19 protein-coding genes are annotated in these 25,850 nt (G+C 40.7%); 10 read left to right on the forward strand and 9 right to left on the reverse strand.

Features of this window, described 5'->3' with window-relative positions:
- Positions 1 to 613: 613 nt before the first annotated feature.
- The 3 genes from mutS to HMPREF9455_RS15865 all read left to right on the forward strand — a co-directional run bounded on the left by mutS (position 614) and on the right by HMPREF9455_RS15865 (position 4,975).
- On the forward strand, positions 614 to 3,196 hold the full coding sequence (mutS, locus tag HMPREF9455_RS15855) for a DNA mismatch repair protein MutS (protein WP_185095964.1): 2,583 nt from the start codon (positions 614 to 616) through the stop codon (positions 3,194 to 3,196).
- An 88-nt stretch (positions 3,197 to 3,284) separates the two neighbouring features.
- Positions 3,285 to 4,226, forward strand: a complete 942-nt coding sequence (locus HMPREF9455_RS15860) for a UDP-glucuronic acid decarboxylase family protein (protein WP_006800747.1) — start codon at positions 3,285 to 3,287, stop codon at positions 4,224 to 4,226.
- Positions 4,227 to 4,258: 32 nt separating this feature from the next.
- A complete protein-coding gene (locus HMPREF9455_RS15865; protein ID WP_006800748.1) occupies positions 4,259 to 4,975 on the forward strand; it encodes a glycosyltransferase family 2 protein in 717 nt (238 codons plus the stop codon).
- A 19-nt stretch (positions 4,976 to 4,994) separates the two neighbouring features.
- Here HMPREF9455_RS15865 and HMPREF9455_RS15870 read toward each other — a convergent pair whose 3' ends face one another.
- From HMPREF9455_RS15870 to HMPREF9455_RS15885, 4 genes are read right to left on the reverse strand one after another with little or no spacing between them, the layout of a single operon-like run.
- The gene (locus HMPREF9455_RS15870; protein WP_006800749.1) at positions 4,995 to 6,110 is read right to left on the reverse strand and encodes a glycosyltransferase; all 1,116 of its coding nucleotides are present in this window, start codon (positions 6,108 to 6,110) and stop codon (positions 4,995 to 4,997) included.
- Positions 6,107 to 7,150 carry a glycosyltransferase family 9 protein gene (locus HMPREF9455_RS15875; protein WP_006800750.1) on the reverse strand — a complete coding sequence of 348 codons (1,044 nt, stop codon included), beginning with the start codon at positions 7,148 to 7,150 and terminating at the stop codon, positions 6,107 to 6,109. The genes HMPREF9455_RS15870 and HMPREF9455_RS15875 overlap by 4 nt, the downstream gene beginning before the upstream one ends.
- A gap of 30 nt (positions 7,151 to 7,180) precedes the next feature.
- Positions 7,181 to 7,789 (reverse strand): DUF4254 domain-containing protein, encoded by a 609-nt coding sequence (locus tag HMPREF9455_RS15880; RefSeq protein WP_006800751.1) that lies wholly within the window; start codon positions 7,787 to 7,789, stop codon positions 7,181 to 7,183.
- 27 nt (positions 7,790 to 7,816) lie between these two features.
- Positions 7,817 to 9,358: a YifB family Mg chelatase-like AAA ATPase gene (locus HMPREF9455_RS15885; RefSeq protein WP_006800752.1), complete on the reverse strand. Its 1,542-nt coding sequence runs from the start codon at positions 9,356 to 9,358 to the stop codon at positions 7,817 to 7,819.
- 992 nt (positions 9,359 to 10,350) lie between these two features.
- Between HMPREF9455_RS15885 and HMPREF9455_RS15890 the strand changes: the two genes are divergently transcribed.
- Positions 10,351 to 11,178, forward strand: a complete 828-nt coding sequence (locus tag HMPREF9455_RS15890) for a phosphatidate cytidylyltransferase (protein WP_006800753.1) — start codon at positions 10,351 to 10,353, stop codon at positions 11,176 to 11,178.
- An 8-nt stretch (positions 11,179 to 11,186) separates the two neighbouring features.
- Here the strand turns inward: HMPREF9455_RS15890 and HMPREF9455_RS15895 are convergent, their stop codons facing one another.
- From HMPREF9455_RS15895 to HMPREF9455_RS15910, 4 genes are all read right to left on the reverse strand, one after another.
- A complete protein-coding gene (locus HMPREF9455_RS15895) occupies positions 11,187 to 12,158 on the reverse strand; it encodes a polyprenyl synthetase family protein (protein WP_006800754.1) in 972 nt (323 codons plus the stop codon).
- A gap of 155 nt (positions 12,159 to 12,313) precedes the next feature.
- On the reverse strand, positions 12,314 to 13,858 hold the full coding sequence (gene porX, locus HMPREF9455_RS15900) for a T9SS response regulator signal transducer PorX (RefSeq protein ID WP_006800755.1): 1,545 nt from the start codon (positions 13,856 to 13,858) through the stop codon (positions 12,314 to 12,316).
- A gap of 133 nt (positions 13,859 to 13,991) precedes the next feature.
- Complete coding sequence (locus HMPREF9455_RS15905) at positions 13,992 to 15,116, reverse strand: glycoside hydrolase family 18 protein (RefSeq protein ID WP_006800756.1); 1,125 nt, start codon at positions 15,114 to 15,116, stop codon at positions 13,992 to 13,994.
- Between the two features lie 61 nt (positions 15,117 to 15,177).
- Positions 15,178 to 17,694 carry a zinc-dependent metalloprotease gene (locus HMPREF9455_RS15910; protein WP_006800757.1) on the reverse strand — a complete coding sequence of 839 codons (2,517 nt, stop codon included), beginning with the start codon at positions 17,692 to 17,694 and terminating at the stop codon, positions 15,178 to 15,180.
- 234 nt (positions 17,695 to 17,928) lie between these two features.
- On the opposite strand from HMPREF9455_RS15910, the gene HMPREF9455_RS15915 reads away from it, so the two are divergent.
- Positions 17,929 to 18,669: a helix-turn-helix domain-containing protein gene (locus HMPREF9455_RS15915; RefSeq protein WP_006800758.1), complete on the forward strand. Its 741-nt coding sequence runs from the start codon at positions 17,929 to 17,931 to the stop codon at positions 18,667 to 18,669.
- A gap of 232 nt (positions 18,670 to 18,901) precedes the next feature.
- On the opposite strand, the gene HMPREF9455_RS15920 is transcribed toward HMPREF9455_RS15915, so the two are convergent.
- Positions 18,902 to 19,960, reverse strand: a complete 1,059-nt coding sequence (locus HMPREF9455_RS15920) for a tyrosine-protein phosphatase (RefSeq protein WP_006800759.1) — start codon at positions 19,958 to 19,960, stop codon at positions 18,902 to 18,904.
- A 268-nt stretch (positions 19,961 to 20,228) separates the two neighbouring features.
- On the opposite strand from HMPREF9455_RS15920, the gene HMPREF9455_RS15925 reads away from it, so the two are divergent.
- From HMPREF9455_RS15925 to HMPREF9455_RS15945, 5 genes are all read left to right on the forward strand, one after another.
- A complete protein-coding gene (locus HMPREF9455_RS15925) occupies positions 20,229 to 21,236 on the forward strand; it encodes a tyrosine-protein phosphatase (protein WP_242052396.1) in 1,008 nt (335 codons plus the stop codon).
- 228 nt (positions 21,237 to 21,464) lie between these two features.
- Positions 21,465 to 21,869 (forward strand): DUF5856 family protein, encoded by a 405-nt coding sequence (locus HMPREF9455_RS15930; RefSeq protein WP_006800761.1) that lies wholly within the window; start codon positions 21,465 to 21,467, stop codon positions 21,867 to 21,869.
- Between the two features lie 497 nt (positions 21,870 to 22,366).
- The gene (locus HMPREF9455_RS15935) at positions 22,367 to 24,034 is read left to right on the forward strand and encodes a formate--tetrahydrofolate ligase (RefSeq protein WP_006800762.1); all 1,668 of its coding nucleotides are present in this window, start codon (positions 22,367 to 22,369) and stop codon (positions 24,032 to 24,034) included.
- 60 nt (positions 24,035 to 24,094) lie between these two features.
- Complete coding sequence (locus HMPREF9455_RS15940) at positions 24,095 to 24,955, forward strand: N-acetylmuramoyl-L-alanine amidase-like domain-containing protein (protein WP_006800763.1); 861 nt, start codon at positions 24,095 to 24,097, stop codon at positions 24,953 to 24,955.
- Positions 24,956 to 24,967: 12 nt separating this feature from the next.
- A complete protein-coding gene (locus HMPREF9455_RS15945; RefSeq protein WP_006800764.1) occupies positions 24,968 to 25,843 on the forward strand; it encodes a CPBP family intramembrane glutamic endopeptidase in 876 nt (291 codons plus the stop codon).
- Positions 25,844 to 25,850: the final 7 nt, after the last annotated feature.

Genomic DNA, 25,850 nt, shown 5'->3' on the forward strand with positions numbered 1-25,850 from the left:
CCTCTCTGTCTTTCAGACTTTACCCATCTAGCAGGGCAACATAATAAACTCATTATGTACTAAGTGGCTTAGGCCGGATTCCTATAAAAACAGTTGTATAGAAATATCCAAAACTTTATCTATATAATTTAGCCGATAGCCTTTAGCTATTAGCTTACAGTTCTTTGAAATAATTGATTCGCAGATTTGCAAATTAGCATATTAGCAAATGAGTGAAATAGTGTAACCTTTGTTACCTTTTGGAGAAAGTTACAAGTTTTGTCGCTTTGCGCCACTAACGGCTAAAAGCTGAAAAAGTGTTACCTTTGTTACTTTTTGTGCCTAAGACCTTTGTGAAAGATTCTTTAACCACGAGATCAAAGAAGTACACAGAGTTTTATTAAGAAAAGTAATAGTTCGAAAATAGTGTAAAAAGTGTCAGATTTGCCTCACCTTCGCTTCGGCGATTGCTAATTGTCAACTTTTATACAGAAGCTACAACCAAACGAATTATTAATTCTTCATTCTTAATTATTAATTATTTTCTATCTTTGCTTACTTGTAATTTAACAATAAAGAATACATCTAAATAAACATAATAACTGTGTCGAAGAAAGTAGCCGAAACCCCGTTGATGAAACAATATTTTGAAATCAAGAGTAAACATCCTGATGCAATATTGCTGTTTCGTGTGGGTGACTTTTACGAGACTTTTTCACAAGATGCCATCGATGCTGCCGAGATAACAGGAATTACACTTACCCGGCGTGCCAATGGATCGGCACAATTTGTAGAACTGGCCGGATTTCCTCATCATGCATTGGATACTTATCTTCCTAAACTGGTGCGGGCAGGCAAGCGCGTCGCTATCTGCGACCAGCTGGAAGACCCCAAGCTGACCAAGACAATTGTAAAGCGGGGAATTACGGAACTTGTCACTCCCGGGGTATCCATTAATGACAATATCCTCAATCACAAAGAGAACAATTTTCTCTGTGCAGTACATTTTGCAAAAAGCAGCTGTGGTATTTCCCTGCTCGATATCTCCACAGGTGAATATCTTGTAGCAGAAGGGACTAAAGAATATGTAGATAAACTGCTTACCAATTTCTCACCGAAAGAAGTTTTGGTGGAAAGGAGCAAAAAAAAGCTATTTGAAGAATATTTCGGAACACGTTTCTTTATCTTCGAACTCGATGACTGGGTATTTACGGAAGATACTGCCAGAGACAGGTTATTGAAGCACTTTGAAACAAAGAACCTGAAAGGATTCGGCGTGGAACATCTGACAAACGGGGTAATTGCAGCAGGAACGATCCTTCATTACCTCGATGTCACCCAACATACACAGATAGGGCATATCACTTCGCTTTCGCGGATAGAGGAAGATAAGTACGTTCGTTTGGATAAGTTTACTGTCCGCAGCCTTGAACTTATTTCTACCATGAATGAAGGAGGAAAAAGCCTCCTCGACATTCTGGACAGGACAACATCGCCGATGGGCGCCCGTATGCTTCGCCGCTGGATGGTATTTCCGCTGAAAGATGCGAAGCCTATAAACAGCCGGCTGTCTGTAGTCGAATACTTCTTCAAGGACCTGGAATTAAAAGGCCTGCTGGAAGAACAGCTTTCATTGATAGGAGACTTGGAGCGCATTATATCCAAAGTAGCCGTAAACAGAATTACCCCGCGTGAAGTAGTACAGTTGAAAGTAGCATTGAAAGCCATAGAACCTATACGCGAGGCATTTCTGGCATCGAGCGAGCCAAGCCTGAGAGAAATAGGGGAAAAGCTCAATCCATGCCCTATTATCCGCGAACGTATAGAAAAGGAAATACATCCCGATCCGCCTACAATGCTGAATCGCGGGAACGTGATCAATAAGGGAGTAAACGCAGAACTCGATGAGTTGAGGGATATATCGTATTCCGGAAAAGATTACCTGCTGAAAATACAACAACGTGAGACTGAAGCTACCGGAATCTCCTCTCTCAAGATAAGTTTCAATAGTGTATTCGGCTATTATATAGAAGTACGGAACGCGCACAAGGATAAGGTTCCGGCCGAATGGATCCGTAAGCAAACTCTGGTAAATGCAGAACGTTATATCACACAGGAACTGAAAGACTATGAAGAGAAAATTCTGGGTGCGGAAGAGAAAATCCTGTCCCTCGAAACTGCTCTTTTTAATGACCTTGTACTCAGCCTTGTAGAATACATCCCGACTATACAGGTAAACGCGAATCTGATTGCACAGACCGACTGCCTGCTGTCGTTTGCCAAAGTGGCCAAGGAGAACAAGTATATCCGTCCCGAAATCAATGATACAGATGCATTGAAGATAAAAAACGGACGCCATCCGGTCATTGAGAAGCAACTGCCATTAGGCGAATCGTATATAACAAATGATGTTTTTCTGGATAGTAATTCGCAACAGATAATCATTATAACCGGGCCGAATATGGCCGGTAAATCCGCCTTACTTCGCCAAACTGCTTTAATTACACTGATGGCGCAAGCCGGTAGCTTTGTCCCTGCCGAATCTGCCCAGATAGGGCTGGTGGACAAGATATTTACCCGTGTCGGGGCATCTGATAATATTTCGCTGGGTGAATCAACCTTTATGGTGGAAATGAATGAGGCTGCCGATATATTGAATAATCTCTCTCCGCGTAGTCTTGTCTTATTTGATGAGCTGGGCCGGGGAACCAGTACTTATGATGGTATTTCTATTGCATGGGCTATTGTGGAATACATTCACGAGCATCCGAAAGCGAAAGCAAAGACTCTGTTTGCCACACATTACCATGAACTGAATGAGATGGAGAAATCCTTTAAGCGGATTAAGAATTTCAATGTTTCGGTCAAAGAGATGGATAACAGGATTATCTTTCTTCGCAAACTGGTTCCCGGTGGCAGTGAGCACAGCTTCGGTATTCATGTAGCTAAGATGGCCGGTATGCCTCAAAGCATTGTGAAACGGGCAAACAACATACTCAAGCAATTGGAAACAGATAACCGCAAACAGGGGATATCTAAGCCTATCAAGGATATTAAAGAAAACAGGGAAGGTTATCAGCTTAGTTTCTTCCAGTTAGACGACCCTGTGCTTAGCCAGGTGAGAGATGAAATAAAATCGCTGGATGTCAATAATCTGACGCCAATGGAAGCCTTGAACAAGTTAAATGATATAAAGAAAATAGTTTCAGGTAAATAAAGTGTTAAAGAATTTCAGACACATTGTATTTTTTCATTCCTTTGTATCCCGAAACGAACTTACAAACAATAAGATAGACTAAAAGCTAATGACTCGAAAAAAAATACTTGTAACAGGAGGAGCCGGATTTATCGGGTCACACTTGTGCGAAAGACTTCTTAATGAAGGCAATGAAGTATTATGCTTAGACAATTATTTCACCGGCTCTAAAGAGAATGTCATACACTTACTTAGCAATCCTTACTTCGAATTGATCAGGCATGATGTTGTCCACCCGTTTCATGTCGATGTGGACCAGATATACAACCTTGCATGCCCTGCCTCTCCTGTTCATTATCAGTATAATGCCATTAAGACTATTAAGACTTCCGTCATGGGAGCCATCAATATGCTTGGACTGGCGAAACGCCTGAAAGCGAAAGTACTTCAGGCTTCGACAAGCGAAGTCTATGGCGATCCTCATGTACACCCTCAGCCCGAGTCATATTGGGGAAATGTAAACCCTATCGGGATACGTTCCTGTTATGATGAAGGGAAGCGCTGTGCCGAGACATTATTTATGGACTATCACCGCCAGAACGGGGTAAGGATTAAGATCGTCCGCATATTCAACACGTATGGTCCCCGGATGAATCCGGAAGACGGTCGCGTGGTTTCGAACTTTATAGTGCAGGCACTGAAAGGGGAGGATATCACCATATACGGGGATGGCACACAAACACGCAGCTTCCAATATGTGGATGATATGGTGGAAGCCATGATAAGAATGATGGCTACTGATGACTCGTTTGTAGGCCCTGTAAATACCGGTAATCCGGGTGAATTCACGATGCTTGAGCTAGCTAATCTTATACTGGAACTAACAGGTTCTAAATCGAAATTAGTATTTAAGCCTTTGCCAAGCGATGATCCTAAACAACGAAAACCGGATATTAGCCTGGCCAAAGAGAAACTGAACTGGGAGCCTAAAATCCAATTGAGAGAAGGACTTACCGAAACTATAGCGTATTTCGATAGTATCCTTAAATAAAGACTTTTACGAAGACATAAATATAACTAAACATGAAACTTTCAATTGTAATTCCTGCATACAACGAAGCCAGAACAATACATCTGATACTGAATAAGGTCTTAGCTGTGGAACTGATAGGTAATTTTGACAAAGAAATTATCATTGTTAATGACTGTTCAAAAGATGATACGGTAGAGGTCGTAAAAGCCTATATAGCTGAACATCCTCAAGCAGACATGAAACTATTCGAACAACCTGTGAATATGGGTAAAGGAGCTGCCCTACATAGGGGAATCAAAGAGGCTACAGGTGAATACCTTATAATACAGGATGCCGACCTTGAATATGATCCGGAAGAGTACAATATCTTATTAAAACCTGTCATAGACGGATTTGCAGATGTTGTATTCGGCTCAAGATTTATGGGAGGAAAACCTCATCGTATACTCTTCTTCTGGCATTCTATCGGAAATCAGCTATTGACATTCGTTTCCAATATGTTTACCAACCTCAATCTGTCGGACATGGAGACATGCTATAAGTTGTTCCGGTCAGATATTATCAAGTCCATCCCTTTGCAGGAGAGACGCTTCGGATTTGAGCCGGAAGTGACAGCCAAAGTAGCGAGATATCCCCATGTAAGGATCTATGAAGTGGGTATATCCTATTATGGACGGACTTACGAGGAAGGCAAGAAGATAGGCTGGAGAGACGGAGTAAGAGCTTTTATCTGTATGCTTAAATACGGATTATTCAAAATGAAGTGATCCGAATAATATAACTGAACTACAGTTTGGAGAAGAAAGATTCGATTGACCGGGTGAAATTATCCCACGACAACCGTCTCTTTTCTCTTTTGAGATTATCTTTATAGAGTTCTGTATCCGAACTGAAGAACTCCTCTATACCCTCGGCTATATCCCCAGGAGTAGGTTCAGGTACAACCAAACCTGTATTAGAATCCTTAACAGTACTTCCCAGTGCGCCTACATTCGTAGCTATCATAGGCAGCTCCATCTGATAAGCTAAAGCCACCACCCCGCTTTGTGTTGCAGACTTGTATGGCAAGACCAGCACATCTGCTGCAGAAAATAAGGTTGATACCATATCATCGGGGATATATTGTTCAAAGACAACTATATTATCTTTTAAAGGTGATTGATTAATCAGTTCAGTATATTTGCCAAAACTGCCATAACTCTCACCGGCTATGATCAGTTGATAGGAGTCGTCCAGCATTCCCATCGCTTCGATAAGAATATCCAATCCCTTATAATCGCGTATCAGCCCGAAGAAAAGAAGGTTCTTCTTATTTTCCCTAATCCTCAGCGTCTTACATGCCGAGGCTTTATCCGTACGTTCAGCATACTGATCGTATATAGGATGTGGCTGTAGTAGTATCTTCGCATCTTTTTTCAGGGAAAGTAAATCCTGCCGGACGGGTTCACTCATGACAATAAACGCATCACATCTATTGAAGAAAAAGCGGGCAAAAGACTTATCCACAAATCTTTTCTCATGTGGGATCGCATTGTGAACAAGGGCCACGACTTTGGTACTTTTATTAAGGAAAAGACATACTGAGCCATAGGCAGGTGCAAGGAAAGACATCCAGTAAGGTATAATAAGTAGATCGGGAGCATACTTATTAATATGCCTGGCTGTCCGGATATATGTAAAAGGGTTTATACTGTTCAATACACGATCACTGTCTATTACAGTAGCAGTATCGCCTTCAGCTACATACTGAGTCTTACCGGGAAATAGAAAATCGGGATAGAGGGTCGTAAACGTGAATGCTTTCACCTCATTTTGTCTGGAAAGTTCTGTATATAGCCGGGCATTAAGTTGGGCTAAACCTCCCCTGTAAGGATAAAATGGTGAAAGGATCGCAATTCTCATGGGTCTATCTTATCTAGTACTTTATATATTCTTGATACAACAGATTCCTCCGTAATTCTCTCCATACAGGCATATTCCTCATTCTCTCTCTGACAAGGTAACTCTCCAAAAACTGAACATGGCCTACATTCTAAATCGACTTGAATAGCATTAGCTATATCTTGTCTAAATCCATAAAAGCCCATTGCCGGATGAGTTGCTCCCCAAACAGATACCACAGGTATCTGCACCAATGAGGCAAGATGCATATTAGCCGAATCCATTGACAGCATGACGTCCAGATATGAGATAAGAAGCATTTCTTTCTGCAAGTTGAGTTTTCCCGTGAGGTTGACCGTATTCGGATACTTGGATGCCCAGTGGGACAATACCTTTTGTTCCTCCTTGCCCGAACCAAACAGAAATACAGTAACTCCCTCTTTCTTAGATAAGATATCAATTATATTCGACATTTTCTCTAAAGGATATATTTTACCCCTATGCTTAGAAAAAGGGGCTATACCAATCCATTTGCCGTTTTTTTCTTTAACAACGGATTTAAGATCTGAAAAATTCCGAGGTACGAAATCAAAGAAATTATTGAATACCATTGGCGCAGGAAAACCCAATTTATCAAAAACTTCCTGGTAGCGCAGCATTGTATGTTTAAGTGGGGGATCCAGTTGCTTATGAGCTATCGCATATTTCTTTTCGCTCTTTCCTTTATCGATGTGTGCAACTTTGTGCCCCATGAGAAACATGGAATGGCGTATACTTTTCGACCGCAAAACGTCGTGTACATCAGCCACATGAGAAAACCTCATGGCAAACAACCGTCTCATCACCCTGAAATAACCTATTAATCCCCGGTGCTTCTTCTTAATATCGAGTGGAATAACATTTACATTGAATCCCAGATTCTCGAATAGGGGGGCAAATGCTTTCCGTGTCATTACCGAAAAACGATCTTGAGGATATTTTGCGGCAACAGAATATACAACCGGAACGAGCATAGCCACATCTCCGAAGGAAGATATCCGTATTACCAGAACTTTAGACATAATCGTATAATTTGTGAACTTCTATCGAATTTATTGTGTTTTTGCATATAAAACAGGATTGAGACTAGGATCGTTATACATCTTCATCTGTTTATACACTTTCATATATTTTTTCCCTGTCTCTATATCCTCCAGTAATTCTTCTATCGCCGTAGAAAGATCTTTACGCTGAGTGAGTAGAACTTGGAGCTTCTTCGATGCTTGTTCATTATGATCTGCGGATGTGTTCTTTCTGTCCACTTCCTGTTGCATATGATATATCTTAAGAGCAAGGATAGACAAACGGTCTATCGCCCATGCAGGGCTTTCGGTATTAATACGGGCATCGGACAAAGGGCTTATATTTTTGTACTTATCCAGAAAATAACTGTCTATGAGTTCTACCAGATCTGTTCTGTCCTGATTTGATTTATCTATACGGCGCTTTATTAACAAGGCTTCTGCCGGATTAATATCCGGGTCGCGGATAATATCTTCCAGATGCCATTGAACCGTATCTATCCAGTTTTTAAGATACAGGAAATATTCTATCGATTTCTCAGTATAAGGATTACTGATAGGACTATCTACGTTGTCCGTTCTATGATAATCATTAATTGATTTTTCGAAAATAGCATTACTCAAATCGGTAAAAGTCATGGCTCGTTCTTTATCTTTATATTTATACTATTTGTCTGCCCAAGTTTCCCGGTCTAAATTACGATAGTTTATGGCTTCAGCCAAATGTTTCGGCTCTATTTTTTCGGAACTATCCAAATCTGCAATTGTCCGCGATACTTTCAATATCCTGTCATAGGCCCTGGCTGACAGATTGAATTTGTCCATCGCCGTTTTTAATAACTGCAAACCTGTCTCGTCCGCAGAAGCATACTTGGCAAGAAGCTTTGGAGTCATCTGCGCATTGCAGTATATTCCATCCTCATCTTTGAAGCGTTGAGCCTGTATATCTCTTGCCTTTATAACGCGATCTCTTATCGATTTGCTCGCTTCAGCCGGCGTTTTATCCGATATCTTTTCAAATGGTACGGGAACTATCTCGATGTGTATATCTATGCGGTCAAGGAGCGGACCCGATATCTTGTTCAGATATTTCTGGACAGCGCCGCCTGGACAAACACATTCCTTTTCAGGATGGTTGTAATATCCGCAAGGACATGGATTCATCGAGGATACCAGCATGAAGCTGGCCGGATATTCAACCGAAAACTTCGACCTCGATATAGATATTTTCCGGTCCTCGAGCGGCTGTCGCATAACCTCGAGTACACTACGGCTAAATTCGGGTAACTCGTCAAGAAAAAGAACCCCGTTATGCGCTAAACTGATCTCGCCGGGTTGAGGATAGGCTCCGCCGCCAACCAGTGCCACATCGGAGATGGTATGATGAGGGCTACGAAAAGGGCGTTGAGCCATCAGAGAAGTTTCATTCCCTATTTTGCCTGCAACGCTATGAATTTTGGTTGTTTCCAATGCTTCCTGCAAAATAAAGGGGGGAAGGATCGATGGCATTCGCTTCGCCATCATCGACTTTCCTGCTCCCGGAGGGCCTATCATAATCAGATTGTGTCCGCCCGAAGCTGCAACTTCCAGTGCCCGCTTTACATTTTCCTGTCCTTTTACATCTGCAAAATCAAATTCAAAAATCTGTTGCGCATTATAAAATTCGGCGCGGGTATCTATTATTGTTTTTTCCAGTTCTATTTCTTCATTAAAGAAGTCTACGACTTCGCTTATGTTGTCCACCCCATATACATCCAAATTGTTGACTACAGCCGCTTCACGTGCATTTTTGCGGGGTAGGACCAGACCTTTAAAACCGAGTTCCCTGGCTTTTATGGCTATGGGAAGAACTCCTTTTATGGGAAGTATACTACCATCGAGTGACAATTCTCCCATAATCATGTAGTTTTCAAGTCTATTCGATTTCAGGCCTTCCGAGGCAGCCAGTATCCCGATTGCCAAAGGTAAATCATATGCCGTACCCTCTTTCCTTATATCGGCGGGGGACATATTGATGACGATCTGTTGACGAGGGAATTTATAGCCGTTTATTTGTAGCGCCGAAACTATACGTTCGTGACTTTCCTTTACGGATGCATCAGGAAGTCCGACAAGCATAAACTTTATGCCTTTCGAACAGTTTACTTCTATTGTAACCAATGTTGCAAGTATGCCTTGTACAGCTGCGCCGAAAACCTTTACTAACATCTAAAGGAGTTAATTGAGTAACAAGAAACAAAGATAAAAAACAATTAATAATTAAGAATGAAAAAAATTAATAATTCGTATGATTGTAGCTTCTGTATAAAAGTTGACAAAGTTTACACTTTTACACTATTTTTGCTTGTGCCCTTTGTGTAAATCTGCACACCTTTTCAGTATCATCATTTTTTATTTCCACTTGCCTTATTTTACATACATTAACTATATATTGTTAAAATATGATACTTTTACACTATTTTTTTACTATCATTTTCATATTCGTTAACTATATTTAGCCAAAAAGTAACAAAGGTAACACGGAAAGCAATTAATAATACAAATCAGTAGTTGAGTTTTAATGTTCTATTTTTCTAACGTGCCATCCGGCTTGTTTTTCTTAACTTTTTCTTGATAAAAAGTTACAAAAATCAAGGCTGTATCCCTCCGGCGACCCAAAATCGCAGTTCCGGTGGGGCAAAATAATACGGAGTTATCTTTAGCCGGATTATCAGCCGTGTATAACAGCTATCCTATTTTGCCCTACACCTCCGCTTTACGGATTGGGTGCCCCACCTGCGGAATGAGGCCGTTATCGCGACGCGGCGACAGGACAGTGTATCTTCATGCTTTAGCCCTATGTGCGTCAGCCCTTGCGCATTAGTGAGGCAGGCGGGGTAGAATCAAACGGGGCGATAGCCCATTTGTTTGATTCAGCCGTCAAGACGGTTTTGGGTACCACGAGGAATTGAAAATCGAGGAGCGTAGGCGACTCAACAGGAGCGCTAGCCTTTTGGTTCGTTTTGGGCAATGCCAAAATGAACGTTTAAGCGGAACGAAGTGCAGCAGAAAATAATAGAACATTAAAACTCAACTACTGATTCGCATTATTCAGGAAAAAATATGGCTAGACTTGTCAATACCTTTTATTTTCTGAATATCTGGATGAAATATCTCTATTTTTACTACTTTTGTTACGTTATAATGAAAAAAGAAACGCCTTGAAATTACCTAATATTGTTGTCCGTATCCTCGCCGGAGCCGTATTCATCGGCTTGCTACTCGGTGGAATACTCATAAATGAGTACACTTTTCTTGTCATATTCTCATTACTTATTGTATTATGTCTGTATGAATTTTACGGATTGATAGAAAAAGCTGCAAAAGTTCCCGTTATCCGGACATGGAATATATTGGGCGGATTTTTCCTCTTTTTAGGCGGATTCTACTATTGTGTTTATTCAGCGTCAGTAGTTGCCTTTGTACCGTATATGGTTTACCTGATGGTCCTTTTCATCAGTGAATTGTATATGAAACGTGAAAATCCTATTCAGTCTTTATCCTATTCGCTGCTGGGACAGATTTTTATTGCAGGCCCTTTAGCGCTGACAAATTATCTTGTATTTGCTTATGAACCCGGAAGTTACCATTATGTATATATTCTGGCCCTGTTGGTAACCATATGGGTAAACGATACTTTTGCCTATCTTACAGGTATGGCTTTTGGAAAACATCGCTTATTTGAGCGTATATCTCCTAAGAAGTCATGGGAGGGATTCGTTGGCGGAGCAATGGTAGCTATAGCCTCTTCTCTTATTTTTGCACACTTTTTTACCAATCTCTCCACTATCGCATGGCTTGGTTTCGCAGCGGTAGTAGTCGTATTCGGAACCTGGGGCGACCTCTTCGAGTCACTTATAAAACGTACGTTGGGAGTAAAAGATTCGGGCAGTATGATACCCGGACACGGCGGCATTCTCGACCGTTTCGACAGTACGATACTGGCTATTCCGGCAGTGTGTGTCTATTTATTACTGATCAGTCTCTGAAAAGAGTTTTAATAAGCTCTTTCCACTATATATTCTACGGCGGCTTCCAACGCCTCGCGCACCTCAGTGTCTGAAACTGTCGCGATTATTTCCTCCGCTCTATTTTTATATTCTTCCATCTTGCGGTAAGCATATTCTATACCTCCATGCTCTTTGGCATAGCTGATAAGCTTATGTATGTTTTCGTCGGTATAGTTGTAAGAGAATATAACAGACAATAGTTCTTTTTTCTCATCTTCCGGAGCGTAACTTATAGCATATAATAAGGGAAGCGTAACTTTTCCTTCACGTATATCGTTTCCTGTAGGCTTGCCGATGGCATCGGTAAAGTAATCGAATATATCGTCCCGTAATTGGAAACAAACTCCGAGATATTCTCCCAATTTGGTAAATCTTTCAACTTCCTCACTTGATGCGTCCACTGACATTGCCCCTATACGCATGCACACTGACATTAGGGATGCTGTCTTTTTCCTGATTACCTGAAAATATTCATCTTCATCCAGAATCAGTTCTTTGACTAGCGAGAGCTGGTTTAATTCCCCTTCGGCAAGGTCGCGGCCCAGATCTGAAACGCGGGATATGATCTCAATATTTCCGGTCAATACACTTTTAATTAAGGCTGTAGATAGAAAATAGTCACCCGCAAGCACGGCCATTTTATTATCGTAAATAGCATTCAGCGAAGCCATTCCTCTCCTTATTTTGGATTCATCAACAACATCGTCATGTATCAGGGAAGCTGTATGCAGAAGTTCTACTGTAATGGCAGAGTTATAAGTCGTATTGTTTATTTCTCCACAGGCCTTTGCCGCTAATAGTAACAGAATGGGACGTATCCGTTTACCATCCGATTTCATTATATAATCTATAATCTCCTGAATCCTTACGTTATTACAAAAGACAGAATCTTTGTAATAGGTATTGAATTTTTTCAGCTCTTCCGTTACTGGTTTTGCTATTAAAAGCTTTTTATCCATACTAAGTTTTGTTGAGTTGCAAATTTAGGAATAATTCGGGTTATAGCATTATATATTTATAACTTTGAACATCATTGGGATATTTTTTAAGGAATAACAAGAACATACTTTACCTTATTGTGTTTTTCCTGTTATATATCAGAAAAACGGTCCCGCTATTTTCCTGTCAATGTAATAACAGGTACGATCATTTCCTCCATAGAAATACCTCCATGCTGGAATGTATCGGTATAATATGATACATAATGGTTGTAATTATTTGGATATGCAAAGAAATCATCCCCTGTGGCAAAGATATACTTTGTGCTTATATTGGGAGACGGCAATCCTGCTTTCTCCGGAGAATGGATGTCGTAGACTTTCTTACGGTCATATTCCAGATTCCGTCCGAATTTATAACGGATATTAGAGTTTACGCTTTTATCTCCTATGACCTTCACCGGACTTTTCACACGTATAGTACCATGGTCGGTAGTAAGTATAATCTTATAACCCATTCCTTTTGCCTTTCGCAAAATGTCCATCGTACTGGAATGCTTAAACCACGAACGGGTCAGCGAGCGATAAGCCGCTTCGTCCGAAGCCAGTTCACGTATCATCTTCGACTCGGTACGAGCATGGGACAACATATCTACAAAATTGATAACAATGACATTCAGCGACTTGTTGTTCAATGAATTCATATTCTGGACAAGTTTCTCTCCTGATGAAGACGACAGCAGCTTATTATAAGAGAAGGTATGTTTCCCTCCGTATTTTTCCAATTGCTTCTGTAAAAATATCTCTTCATTCAGATTCTTACCCTCGTCTTCATCCTCTTCCACCCACAAGTCGGGATAAGACTTCACAATCTGCGATGGCATCAGTCCGGAGAAAATAGCATTACGCGCGTATTGCGTAGCTGTGGGCAGGATGCTGAAATATTCTTCCTCCGAAATATTGAAATCGGCAGCCAGCAGGTCTTTTACTTCCCACCATTGGTCGAGACGGAAGTTATCGATCAGGATAAAAAATACTTTTTCTCCCTTCTCTAATAAGGGAAGTATTTTTTTTGGAAAAAGCTCGGGGCTAATTAGTGGCTTGTTCCTTTCATCTTGTATCCATGATTCGTAGTTCTTCTTTATATATTTGCAGAAGCTATTATTAGCCTCCTGTTTTTGTACACGTAAAAGGTCTGTCAGGGGGCTTTGTGAAGCATCCAATTCTATTTCCCAATATACCAGTTTCTTGTAGATATCTATCCAGTCGTTAAAATCGGTGGAATCATTGATGTGCGTACTTATCTGAGAAAACTCGTCCCGGTATCCTTCAAGCGTTATTTCGGAAACGATATCGTCTTTGTGCAGATTCTTTTTCAGGGACAGAAGTATCTGATTCGGGTTGACAGGCTTTATGAGGTAATCCGCTATTTTTTTACCTATAGCATGTGTCATTATGCCTTCGTCCTCACTCTTGGTAATCATGATCACCGGGATATTGGGGTCTATCTCCTTGATAAGGCTCAGAGTTTCCATACCTGCTAGTCCCGGCATGTTTTCATCGAGGAATATAATGTCGAAAGATTCGCTCTTTACGCTGTCCAGTGCATCTTGACCACTGTTTACAGGTGTTACCTCATATCCTTTCTCCTCAAGGAAAAGAATATGAGCGCGCAACACATCTATTTCGTCATCGGCCCAAAGTATCCGTTTTTTTCTCATTCAAAACCTATAATTACAAGGCAAGCCACATTTATATTTTATAAAGTGGCTTGCTATATTATTCTGCACTTTAGTTAATAATCAAAAGTACAAACAGAAGTTCAATCCTTAAAACGGAGAGGGTTAAAGTTTATTATTTCAGTACCTGGTTAATTGCATTCAACAGGTACTCTTTAGGGTCTGAACTGTATTCCCAGAACATAACCCCGGCCATTCTGTTGGTCTTCACGTACTCGCATTTTGCTTTTGCCGATTCTTCATCGTCATAGGTTACAAACTCGCCCTTATAAAAATTGAACAGGTAAGGAGCCTGCGCTGCTTCGTCCCAATATCTGTAATATTCATTCCGGTTTACCAGGCTATCTTTGATAAATGTGTATCCTTTTCCCTGTATTTGTTCGGTTATCGGGTCACCTACTCCTTTCGATGAATCTTTCTTCGTTTTATAGATGCGGCCATAGAAAGCGATGCCCATTACCAGTTTTTCCATAGGTACGCCTGCTGCATTGAAGGCTTTTACAGCTATATCGGCACTATTAGACTCGCTGTACTTATCCGACGCTAAAAGATTGGTGTGATGGATCGCTTTTTCCTTCGATTGGGAGTCATAGGTCATTATATTTACATAGTCGAGGTATTCCTGAGCCTTGCCCATCTCTGTATTGTTTATAAACTCCTGTGAGCCACCGACGGCTGTTGTGAGCAGATATTTCTTGTCCGATGTTTTTTCCAGTTCATCCAATTCGGCCCTGATGGCGGCGAACATCAGCGTATAGTTCTGCTTATCTTCGGGGCGGAATACATTACCTGTGTCCCCTTCCATGGCAGGGTATTCCCAATCTATATCCACTCCGTCGAGATTATATTTACTCATGATCTCAACGGCAGATTTGGCAAATGTCTTTTGTCCTTCGGGAGTCAATACGGCGTCTGAGAAATTCCTGCTCCATGCCCATCCCCCGATCGATATAAGTATTTTCAAATCCGGGTTTTGCTGTTTCAGTTCATTCAGTTTCCTGAAATTGACTGTGTCGGTCGCTTCATTTGTCAGGAAAGCTTTCCCTCCCTGTACATCTACAAAGGCGTAGTTGATATGAGTTATCTTATTAGGGGATATTTTACTCACATCTGTCAGTCCGTTGTATCCGCCTACATATGCAATTATTACAGGTTTGGACCTATCTTCCCCGCTTTTTTTGTTGCAGGAGGATAATATAACAAAGAGTAATAAAATGGAAATAATAATGTTCTTATTCATAATTATTAAATTAGAAATTAATAAAGAATTTCTATTGGGATGTTCCAACTATCTATCCACATTATTTGCCGGTATCCAATGCTGTTTCTATCTGTGCCAATAAGTCCAGCAAATGGCTGCGCTTGATTCCCGATGACGAGGTAGCGGCATTGCGTATGCTCTGGCGCAGATCGATTAATTGTGTACGGGCAATGCCTGTTGCATCCGAAGCTCTTGTTTGTGCCTGCGGAGCCGCATTCTTAGGGTCTACAATGCTGATGAGGGCATTGACATAGTTCTTTTGCAGGTTGCGGCGATAGATGTCGATTGCTTTTCCGTTTGTAAGCTCAGACCATACGCTCTTTTTCAGGTCGTTGAACATATTGATAGCTGTATAAGCACCGGCACCGTTATATGCCTCGTCACGCAACATCTTGTCTATTGTATATTTGCTAATCAGACGGTCCAATGTTCTTTTTTGAACACTTCCGATCGAATTTACCGGATCTACACTTGCTTTTGTTATCAATGTTTTGTCGATCAGCCACTCGGGAGTAGAAAATAACTGTTGGTCGAGAAACTGCATTGCTTCTTTTTGTATGCTTGCCGGAACAAACTCCTCCGAATTACCGGATTGCTCCACTACCAGAGGGGTACGGTAAATACCGGCTATATTTTTGGCAACATGTCCCATATAACGGCCATATTGTGTCACAACTTCTCCATATATGGAAGTTGCCATCGCATAATCTTTATTCGGTTCTTTAGTCCAATCCAGTATTTGCGGCACAATACGTTGCAGGTTTTTTATACCATAGCCGCTTGCCAGCATGGCATTGTCGCCAAGGTCTTCGCTTTGGTTGCGTGGATCGTCAGGATCGGTTTCCGTTCCGAAGGTAAAGCGTTTGTCGCTCCGGAGTTTTTCCATTATTGTCTTGTTTGAGAACGGAATTTCGTCCTCTGCAGTCGCATATTCGGGCAAGTATCTGTAACCCCATTCTATCGACCAGTCATCATATATACCGATACGAGGAAAGAGTCCTTTTTCCGAAATATTATCTTCGGGCTGGGCGATATAATTGAATCGTGCGTAGTCCATTATCGAAGGTGTATGTCCGTTAGCTTCCACCCACTCTTTGTTTCTGAGGTTTTCGACAGGTACGGTTGCCGAAGATCCGAAATTATGCCTCAGCCCTAATGTATGTCCTACCTCATGTGATGATACAAAGCGGATAAGTTCGCCCATCAGTTCGTCGTCGAATTTCAGTTTTTGGGCGCGTTTATCCACATTCCCCGCTTGTATCATATACCAGTTGCGCAATAAGAGCATCACATTGTGATACCAGTTGATATGTGTTTCTATAATTTCACCGCTGCGGGGGTCGTGTACATGCGGGCCGCTGGCATTCGGTATATCGGAAGGCTTGTAAACGATTGCGGAGTGACGTGCATCCTCGAGGCTCCATGTGGAATCTTTAGGTGCTTCCATTCCTATGATCGCATTCTTGAATCCTGCTTTTTCAAACGCTTTTTGCCAGTCGTTGACACCTTGTATGAGGTATGGTACCCATTTCTTTGGCGTGGCAGGGTCTATGTAGAAAACAATCGGCTTTTTAGGTTCTACCAGTTCTCCGTTCACATATTTCTGTAATTCTCCCTCTTTCGGTTCCAGTCTCCAGCGGGTAATTTTCGATTTATAATCTATCCCCTGCGAATTGGAATCGAAGTCGGTATACCTTACCGCAAAATATGCTACGCGGGGATCGAACAAGCGCGGTTTCATCGGTTCTTTCGGAAGCAAAACGAGGGAACTGTTGAGTTCGTATGTCATGGGGTCGTTAGGGAAATACTGTGCTGCCTGAGGCGGGTATCCCATTGGCGGTACCTGCGCATATGTCTTAACCGTTTTGATCTCTACATTTATAGGGTATGCTTTGATGGTGTCTATATAACTCCTGTCGGCAAAGTGGTTTCCGATGCCCCTGTATTTCTTCATGTTGGTGTCGAAGAAGAAAACGTTATTGTCACCATTCAGGAAATCGGTAATATCTATGACGGCGGCAGATGTTTTGCTTACAGAATCTTTATTCAGAGCCTGTATGGCAAATGTAGCCATAATGGGTTGTATATTCGAGTTCTTTACCGACTGGTACATACCCAATGTATCGTTTGCCTGCTCCAGATACGAAATACTGCGGATAAAGACTTTATTGTTAGGTGCTTTTTCGAAACGGATGACGTTTTCCCCTATCTGGTCGCCGGGATAGCCAACCATCGATTTGTACCTGTTCACAGGAGCTTTCGAGATTCTGTTCACTACAAGTATATCGCGTTCCATAATGGAATCGGGAAGTTCGAAGTAGAATTTATCCTTTACCTTATGTACTTTGAAGAAACCGGCATTGGTTTTTGCCTCTTTGGTTATCACTTCCCCGTATGGCTTGGGTGCTCCGGGAGGTGTGGCCGGCTTGGGCGCCGGAGCGGCTGCTTCTTTTTTTTCCTCTTTCTTTTTTCTTTTGAAGGGATTCCTTATTTGTGCGTTTCCGCCTAATATCCCTGCTGTAAGGAATAGAATAAGAATCAGGTTCTTCTTGTGCATAGTTGCGGTAATTAATTGTAAATAAAAATAGTTAATATACAAAACTAAAAAATTTAATATATTAAATCCTAAGTTTTGGATAAATAAGTAGGGTAAGCCCACGAAAATTCATATAATGGTTTTTTGCATTTGTAGGGGCGAATTGAATTGTAAAATCGGCCGAGCCTCAAATTTATCAAAAAAACTTTATCTATATAAGAAACTAATTATTAACCATTAATATTTAAGTATCTTATGAAGTATAAAGAAAAAATAGCCACAGAGATTATCCGGATGATAGAACAGGATTTGTGCAGCATATCAGAAATCTGCAAATCATTTAAAATCAGCCGTAAGACATTTTACGAATGGAAAAAAGAAAAGCCCGAATTTAAAGAAGCGGTAGAAGAAGCCATCGACCACCGCGAAGATGTGATGATAGCCTCGGCACGCATAGGGTTGAAACAGTTGCTGGAAGGCTACGTGCAGAAAAAAGAGAAGGTCACCTATGTCCCCGATAAAAACGATCCGCTGAACGATGTGGAGAAATGCCGTGTAGTGGAAAAGAAATTCTGTCCGCCGAGTATCCGTGCGATAAAGTACGTACTTGACCGGGAGGAAAGGAAGAAAGACAAAGACCGGTTACTTGCATCGGAGCGCCGTCCGCTGGTTATCGAAGTACAGGATGAGGAAACCAGGCGCCAACTGATGATATTGCAGGAGAATGGCTTCCGTTCGGGCGGTTCACTCAATGCGGAGGTAGTGGCGGCCGTGGATAGGAAACTGGAAGAAGAACGAACCAACGGTCACAGGAGCGAAGCGTATGTAAAAGTGAAAAGTGAAGAATTAGAAGTGGAAAATGGGCAAGAGCAGGCAGAGCAAGGGCAAGTTATGGAACAGCCGCCTGTTGCTCAACCATCCGCCGCTCCGGTAGAGAAACCCAAGGTGAATCTTTATCCGTTTCTGCCTCCGGGATACACATCGAGGACGGATTGAGGAAAGGGAAAGGGAAAAGGAGAAAGTAATAAGTAAAGAGATACGAGTAGACGAGGTACAAGATACAAGTTGTTGACTGATGACTGTTCACTGACGGGATGCTTTGCTCAGCAAGACAAGCTAATTATTAATTTTTCATTCTTAATTATTAATTCTTTTCTGTGTTACCTTTGTTACCTTTTTCGATTTTTCTATCCAACTCAACTGACTAGGGGCAATAGGGGTTTACCGGTTAATGCAGTAATATCTCTTTTAGCTTTTTCTTTTTGTCAGGGGTAATTTTCAATTGGTTAAGCATATAATCATCTACCGAGCCGCTCATTTCCCTGATGCACGATATTCCGTATTTCAGGTATGCAAGGTCTGTTTTGGTAAGCATAGTGAGTGCTTCCTGGCGGGATTCGGTGAGGCTATCGGCATCTTTTACCAGCTTGGTACGGTCTATCCCTATTCCTGACCACATATAGTCATCCTCTATTACATCCAGAGGGACGTCCAGCGCGCGGAGGAGAAAATAGGTAGCCAGACCACTTTGGTCCTTACCGAGGTAACAATTGTATGCTATCGGGTAATTATTCTCGTCGCAGAGATAATCGAAAAAGCGGGCGTAATCATCTGCAAAGTTTACAATCATATCCTTATATGTATCCTGTGTATAGATTACAGCATCGCCACGAAGAAATTTGCCTTCCAGTACTTTCTGTGAAATAGAGCTATAGCCTTTCTCTGAAATGGGGATACGCACATTATTCGCACCTTTGAAACGGTCTATAAAGGGCCTTTTCACATCTTCGGACCGGAGATCGATTATCGTCTTTATTCCCAGGCAGGATAATTCGGTACTATCATGGGGAGTCATGCGAAAGAAACTACCCGAACGGAATATTTTGCCCCAACGGATAACACGATTGTCATTTGTTACATATCCGCCTATATCCCGGAAGTTCTGTATACTGTCCATTTCGAAAAAGCGGTTTGTGATAATGTTGGACATTGTTCCTGCAATCTTTATCCGGAAGTATTTACGCTTTTCTACCGAGTCGGAGGTGCTGTTTATTATAGCGATATAGTCATTTGATTTTACAGTATAAGATGGAATGGATGGGAAAACGCTATCATTATCCGACACGAATATTTCGGCCGGAACATTATCTGTTTCCGGGTATAACTCCCATTTTAATGTATAATTACCTTTAGCATCTCTTTCACATAAGGCTATCACTGTAGGTTTGGAAGTACAGCTATACAAGGTAACTAATAATGTAACACAGGTAAATAGTTTTAATTTCATGTCACAAGCAATCATTTTAGTTGAGGCTTCCGACCTCTTTTATTACTTTGGTATCTCTTTAAAACATATGTCAGATAACGATATTATATAAGGTTTTCATCTCCGGATAAACGGAGGTCTTATAGCAAAGATACATTAGTCTGATGTGTTTGTCAATAGAATGCATTCTTTTTGCGAAGATTTACCTTTTTTTTACACTTGAATGTGATTTAACTCTATGATAGGAAATATTTCAACTAATTCCGTATATTTGCCATGTATTAACAATATGGTAAAAGAAGAGGTAAATAATTATCAGGAAAGGACATCTCTGTTAACAATGGATAAAGCCATTTGGAAAGCTCAAATAATACGGGAGAAATATTCAAAGGAAGCAAGCCTGAAGCTTGAAGCTAAAGGCAACTGGTCTTTGTATGCAGGAAGTTCTGTGGATACGATAAACAGAACTATGCCCATATTGACAGGCAATGGCAGTGGCAGTTTCTTCCTTAGTGTGAGTACCTATAGCCGCGTTTATTTTGAATTGGTCTGTGGTAACGAACGATTGATTCTCACTGAAAGACACCTTCCCATGGCCGGAGGCTATAACTTCCGCGATCTGGGCGGTTTCAGAACAATGGATGGACGATATACCAAATGGGGAAAGCTTTTCAGGGCAGACGAATTATCCAATCTTACAGCCGACGATCTGAAATACCTTTCAAGTATACCAATAACTTCTGTTATAGACTTCAGGGCACAAAGCGAATCCCGCCGTTCACCGGACAAACTGCCTCTAACCGTTCATTTTACCTATCCTATAGCTATCACTCCGGGCAATCTCAGTTCGGAAGGAATTCAGGCTAATATGCTGAAAACGAATATCGACTCTCATATGAAACATATGAACCGCTTGCTGGTAAGCAACCCGGCATGCGTGAGAGCCTTTCGTATATTCTTTGCAATCGTGCAGAACAATCTTAGTGCTCCTCTTATATTTCATTGCTCTGCAGGGAAAGACAGGGCGGGTATGGCTACAGCACTGGTACTCTTTGCCTTGGGAGTGGATGAAGCAACAGTTATGGATGATTACCTGATGTCGAAAATTTACCTGAGTGATAAATATGATGCTTTCATAGCAAAGTATCCGCGGGCAGAATCGATATTCACGGTAAAACGTATGTTTCTGCAGGCCGGCATAAATCAGATAAAGAGAGACCACGGCAGTATAATGAATTTCCTTGTCAAAGAACTAAAAGTAGATATAGTGAGAATGAGACGGTTGTATTTGGACTGATAAATACCGGATGAGTATCAGCTCATTATAAAATATCATGATTCACTGAAACAAAAGCGGTACTTTTATTGTTTACCTATTGTACATCGGACAGATCAGACTAAAAATCTATTATAGATAGAATCAATATTAACATTTACACATTCAATTGTTAATACTTGGATTTGAAAATCGCAATCATTATCTTTGTCTATATAGAAACAACATAAATAAATAAATTTTATAATTATGAGCACATCTACATTAAAAGAAAAGAAAGCTGCATCAGTAAATGCAGAAATCGGAACATTTTTAGGTAAAGTATTTGCTTTTAACAGCAGTCTGAAACTTCACCACTGGCATATAACCGGTAAAGGAAGCTATGCCGCACACATTGCACTTGATCAGGCCATCGGCGACCTATTGGATGTAACAGATCGTTTGGTAGAAACTTCTTATGCAGTAAAAGGAGATCTGGATATTGTAATTCCTGAAACAAAGAATCCTACAAACATTGTAAAACATGCCGAGGATTTCTTTAAATATACAGAAGGCCAAAGGGAATTGTTTGCCGAAGCTTTCACTCAGGCAATTATTGATGACTATCAGGAAGCAATCCAACAATTACTGTACCGTCTGAAAAGACTACAATAATTGGAAGAACTACTACAAGAAAATTAAGGAATAGTTGAACAGGGATTATCTATTGATCCCTGTTCTTATTTTGTATAGCTATACAATCATTCTTACAAGGTGAGGGCAGACGAAATATGTGTTTTTATGCAAGAAGTTTATCTATACATTTTTAAGCCGATAGCCATTAGCTGTTGGTTGATAGCTCTTTGAAGTATTGGAATAAGTTTTAAGTACTAAGTTGAAAGTTATATGGGATACGGGTAGACAAGACACGAGATACAAGTTGTTCACCGATGACTGACAAGCTAATTATTAATTTTTCATTCTTAATTATTAATTACTTTCTGTGTTACCTTTGTTACTTTTTAACTATATGCAGTTAAAAAATGTAGATAAGGGCAGTAGTTAAAATCCCCGATTTTTCGTTTACCCTGTTACAAGGTTATTAAAAGCGGCTTTGAACAATAAAAATTTATATCTTTGTGCTCCCAACGGAAAATACACAGTAACAAAGAATGAAAACAGATATTGAAATAGCCGGAAGTATCCAACTTGACAAGATTTCAGATGTGGCAAATAAAGCAGGAATCAATGCTGAAGAACTGCATCAGTATGGTAAACATATAGCAAAAATCCCTGTCTCTTTCATTGACGGCCAAAAAATGAAGAAGAGCAGTCTTATCCTTGTAACAGCCATCACACCCACAAAAGCGGGAATAGGAAAAACCACCACATCTATCGGCTTAGCTTTAGGCTTGAATAAGATAGGGAAAAAGACAATAGTCGCGCTTCGGGAGCCTTCACTCGGACCATGCTTCGGGATGAAAGGCGGAGCTGCCGGAGGAGGTTATGCCCAGGTACTCCCGATGGAAGACATCAATCTCCATTTTACCGGAGATTTCCATGCCATAACATCCGCGCATAATATGATTACAGCCCTGCTCGACAACTATCTTTACCGGAACAGGGGTACAGATAATTATCTCAAAGAGGTAGTATGGAAAAGGGTGCTCGATGTAAATGACAGAAACCTCAGATATATTGTATCAGGATTGAACGGTTCGGAAAATGGGGTTCCGGCTGAGACGGGATTCGAAATTACTCCTGCATCAGAGATTATGGCAATACTGTGCCTGTCTTCCGATTTGGAAGATCTTAAAAGGCGTATCGGGAATATTATTCTTGGTTATTCTGCTAATGGGAATGCTTTCACTGTGAAAGACCTTGGTGTAGCCGGTGCAATTACAGTACTCTTAAAGGATGCGATAAACCCGAATCTGGTGCAAACCACAGAGAAATCTCCTGCAATCATACATGGAGGCCCATTTGCTAATATAGCCCACGGATGCAATTCGTTGATAGCAACAAAGATGGCAATGAGTCATGCCGATTATGTAATCACTGAGGCGGGATTCGGAGCAGATCTTGGTGCAGAGAAATTCTTCAATATCAAATGCAGGAAGGGGCAAATATCACCCAAGCTCACCATCATCGTAGCCACCACCCAAGCTCTGAAAATGCATGGAAATGTACCGATTGAAAGTATTAAGGAGAGAAATACGGAAGGGTTAATAAAGGGATTTGCCAATCTTGACAAGCATATCGAGAACATGAAATCGTTCGGACAAAGCGTTATGGTTGCTCTAAACCGGTATGGTTTCGATTCCGAAGAAGAAATAGAATTGATAAAAGATCACTGTCATCAATTGGGCGTAAGTTTTGCCTTGAATGATTCTTTTACAAAGGGAGGCGAAGGAGCAATTGAATTTGCGGAAGAGGTAGTCAGACAAGTAGAGAACAGGCCATCCCGGAATCTTAGCTTTACATATAAAGATAGTGATTCTATAGAAGAGAAAATTAACAAGGTTGCCAAATCGATATATGGGGCGGCATCAGTCAGAATTGGAGATAAAGCCCGCAAAAAGTTGGCTCTGATTGAGAAACAGGGAATCAATCATTATCCTGTCTGTATTGCTAAAACCCAATACTCATTTTCAGACAATGCTCATGCTTATGGTACACCGACAGGCTTTACTCTTACTGTGAATGATATTGTAATTAACAATGGAGCTGAGTTTATAGTGGCTATTGCCGGAAGCATTATGCGCATGCCGGGCTTACCGGCTGTCCCTCAGGCTGAATATATTGATATCATAGATGGTAAGATTGTAGGACTGAGTTAAGGTGTCGGATCTATCTATTGCTTTGGTAGTTATATCATTAAATATCTTTGTTATTTAAATATGAAACCTGCAAGATTAGTTATACTCATACTCTCATTACTAGCTCTATCGAATGTAGCTAAAGGAGGAGATATAATCTCCACTCCGTCCGATGTGCGTATCTACGAAACCTATATAAAGCAGTTTGAAAAGCAGAGGGACAGATCTTTTGAAGAAGTATTGATCAATACCGCCAAATATTTTCTGGGAAAACCATATGTTGCGTCCACTCTTGAGGTATCGGATACAGAGAGAATGGTTGTCAACCTGAGAGAATTTGATTGTACTACTTTTGTCGAAAATTGTATTGCGTTGTCACAGGTTATCAAATCCGGTGATTTTTCTTACAACAATTATCTGCAAACACTAATAACAATGCGTTACCGGGACGGTGAGGTTGTCGGCTATACATCCCGTCTGCATTATACAAGTGATTGGATATATGAAAATGAAAAACATGGGTTGCTGAAAAATATCAGCTCAGAAATTGGAGGGGAGAAGGTTAAAAAGAATATCAACTTTATGACAACACATCCTCAACTATATAAGCATCTCAAAAACAACAAGCAAAACATCGAGAAGCTGGATAAAATAGAAAAAGGTATTTCTAAGAGAAATGCTTATGAAGTACTGCCTACAGTCGCAATCTATAATAATGAGCAAAAAATAAAAACCGGGGATATAATCGTATTTGCTACATCAATAGAGGGTTTAGATTATTCTCATATAGGAATTGCTTATTGGCAAGAAGAGAAGTTGCATTTCATCCATGCATCAAGCAAGGCTAAGCAGGTGATTATTGAACAAAAAACACTTTTAGAGTACTGCCAGGCTTCAAAGAATTGTACAGGCATAACTGTGCTCCGCATTAATCAAAAATAAAAAGTGACGGCTATGGACAACAAAGGTATATTATATAATATGGGAGGCTGGTCACAGTTTTTCTTCTTCTGTTTCCTTTCTTTTTCAGGACTAATTATGGCTACCTTGATTATTCTTCTAATGGTGCCTGCCGATAATCCATTACAATCAGTGCCCTCCATCCAGATTGCACAGGTAATACAAACTGTCTGTCTGTTTTTAATTCCCTCTCTGGTTTATGCTTTTTTGTATCAGGGCAGTATTAAGAATTATTTAAACACCAGGACGCAGATAGACGTATTATTCTTACTTGGTACAATCCTCTTGATTATTTTTATCCAACCGGCTATAAACTGCATAGGGTACTACAACCAGCAGATGATATTACCGGAGTTCTTCGATTGGATGAAGGAATATGAGGAATCGGCGGAGAAAACATTGAAACTGGTATTTGCAGACAGAACAATCATATCCCTTATCATCAATCTTTTGGTGATTGCGGTCTTGGCAGGTTTGACAGAAGAATTCTTTTTCAGAGGCTGCTTACAACAAATAATACTGAAGATTGTGAAAAACCGGCACCTTGCCATTTGGATCACCGCGATTACTTTCAGTGCTATTCACTTACAATTCTACGGATTTGTACCCCGGGTATTATTAGGAGCATTACTAGGTTATCTGTTTGTATGGTCAGGAAACATATGGGTTCCGGTCATTGTGCATATAATGCATAATGCTATAAACGTTGTACTCATTCATATGTGCTATGATACGCCAAAAGGAAGCCAGATAGAGAATTTCCCCTTCGAAGAAAATGCAGTTCTTATATCTGCAAGTTTTATCATATCTGCTTTAATAATATTTATGATATACAGAAGAGGGGTAAATAGGCTAGAATCTGAGAACTAAATATTAT

The sequence above is a fragment of the Dysgonomonas gadei ATCC BAA-286 genome (assembly GCF_000213555.1).
Lineage (GTDB): Bacteria > Bacteroidota > Bacteroidia > Bacteroidales > Dysgonomonadaceae > Dysgonomonas > Dysgonomonas gadei.

Coding starts and splice junctions, on each gene's coding strand:
- HMPREF9455_RS15880 (WP_006800751.1), bottom strand. CDS start 7,789: ATGACTTTTACCGATTTGAGTAATGCTATTTTCGAAAAATCAATTAAT.
- HMPREF9455_RS15865 (WP_006800748.1), top strand. CDS start 4,259: ATGAAACTTTCAATTGTAATTCCTGCATACAACGAAGCCAGAACAATA.
- mutS (WP_185095964.1), top strand. CDS start 614: ATGAAACAATATTTTGAAATCAAGAGTAAACATCCTGATGCAATATTG.
- HMPREF9455_RS15860 (WP_006800747.1), top strand. CDS start 3,285: ATGACTCGAAAAAAAATACTTGTAACAGGAGGAGCCGGATTTATCGGG.
- HMPREF9455_RS15895 (WP_006800754.1), bottom strand. CDS start 12,158: ATGGATAAAAAGCTTTTAATAGCAAAACCAGTAACGGAAGAGCTGAAA.
- HMPREF9455_RS15925 (WP_242052396.1), top strand. CDS start 20,229: ATGGTAAAAGAAGAGGTAAATAATTATCAGGAAAGGACATCTCTGTTA.
- HMPREF9455_RS15885 (WP_006800752.1), bottom strand. CDS start 9,358: ATGTTAGTAAAGGTTTTCGGCGCAGCTGTACAAGGCATACTTGCAACA.
- HMPREF9455_RS15915 (WP_006800758.1), top strand. CDS start 17,929: ATGAAGTATAAAGAAAAAATAGCCACAGAGATTATCCGGATGATAGAA.
- HMPREF9455_RS15945 (WP_006800764.1), top strand. CDS start 24,968: ATGGACAACAAAGGTATATTATATAATATGGGAGGCTGGTCACAGTTT.
- porX (WP_006800755.1), bottom strand. CDS start 13,858: ATGAGAAAAAAACGGATACTTTGGGCCGATGACGAAATAGATGTGTTG.
- HMPREF9455_RS15870 (WP_006800749.1), bottom strand. CDS start 6,110: ATGAGAATTGCGATCCTTTCACCATTTTATCCTTACAGGGGAGGTTTA.
- HMPREF9455_RS15930 (WP_006800761.1), top strand. CDS start 21,465: ATGAGCACATCTACATTAAAAGAAAAGAAAGCTGCATCAGTAAATGCA.
- HMPREF9455_RS15935 (WP_006800762.1), top strand. CDS start 22,367: ATGAAAACAGATATTGAAATAGCCGGAAGTATCCAACTTGACAAGATT.
- HMPREF9455_RS15940 (WP_006800763.1), top strand. CDS start 24,095: ATGAAACCTGCAAGATTAGTTATACTCATACTCTCATTACTAGCTCTA.
- HMPREF9455_RS15910 (WP_006800757.1), bottom strand. CDS start 17,694: ATGCACAAGAAGAACCTGATTCTTATTCTATTCCTTACAGCAGGGATA.
- HMPREF9455_RS15875 (WP_006800750.1), bottom strand. CDS start 7,150: ATGTCTAAAGTTCTGGTAATACGGATATCTTCCTTCGGAGATGTGGCT.
- HMPREF9455_RS15920 (WP_006800759.1), bottom strand. CDS start 19,960: ATGAAATTAAAACTATTTACCTGTGTTACATTATTAGTTACCTTGTAT.
- HMPREF9455_RS15905 (WP_006800756.1), bottom strand. CDS start 15,116: ATGAATAAGAACATTATTATTTCCATTTTATTACTCTTTGTTATATTA.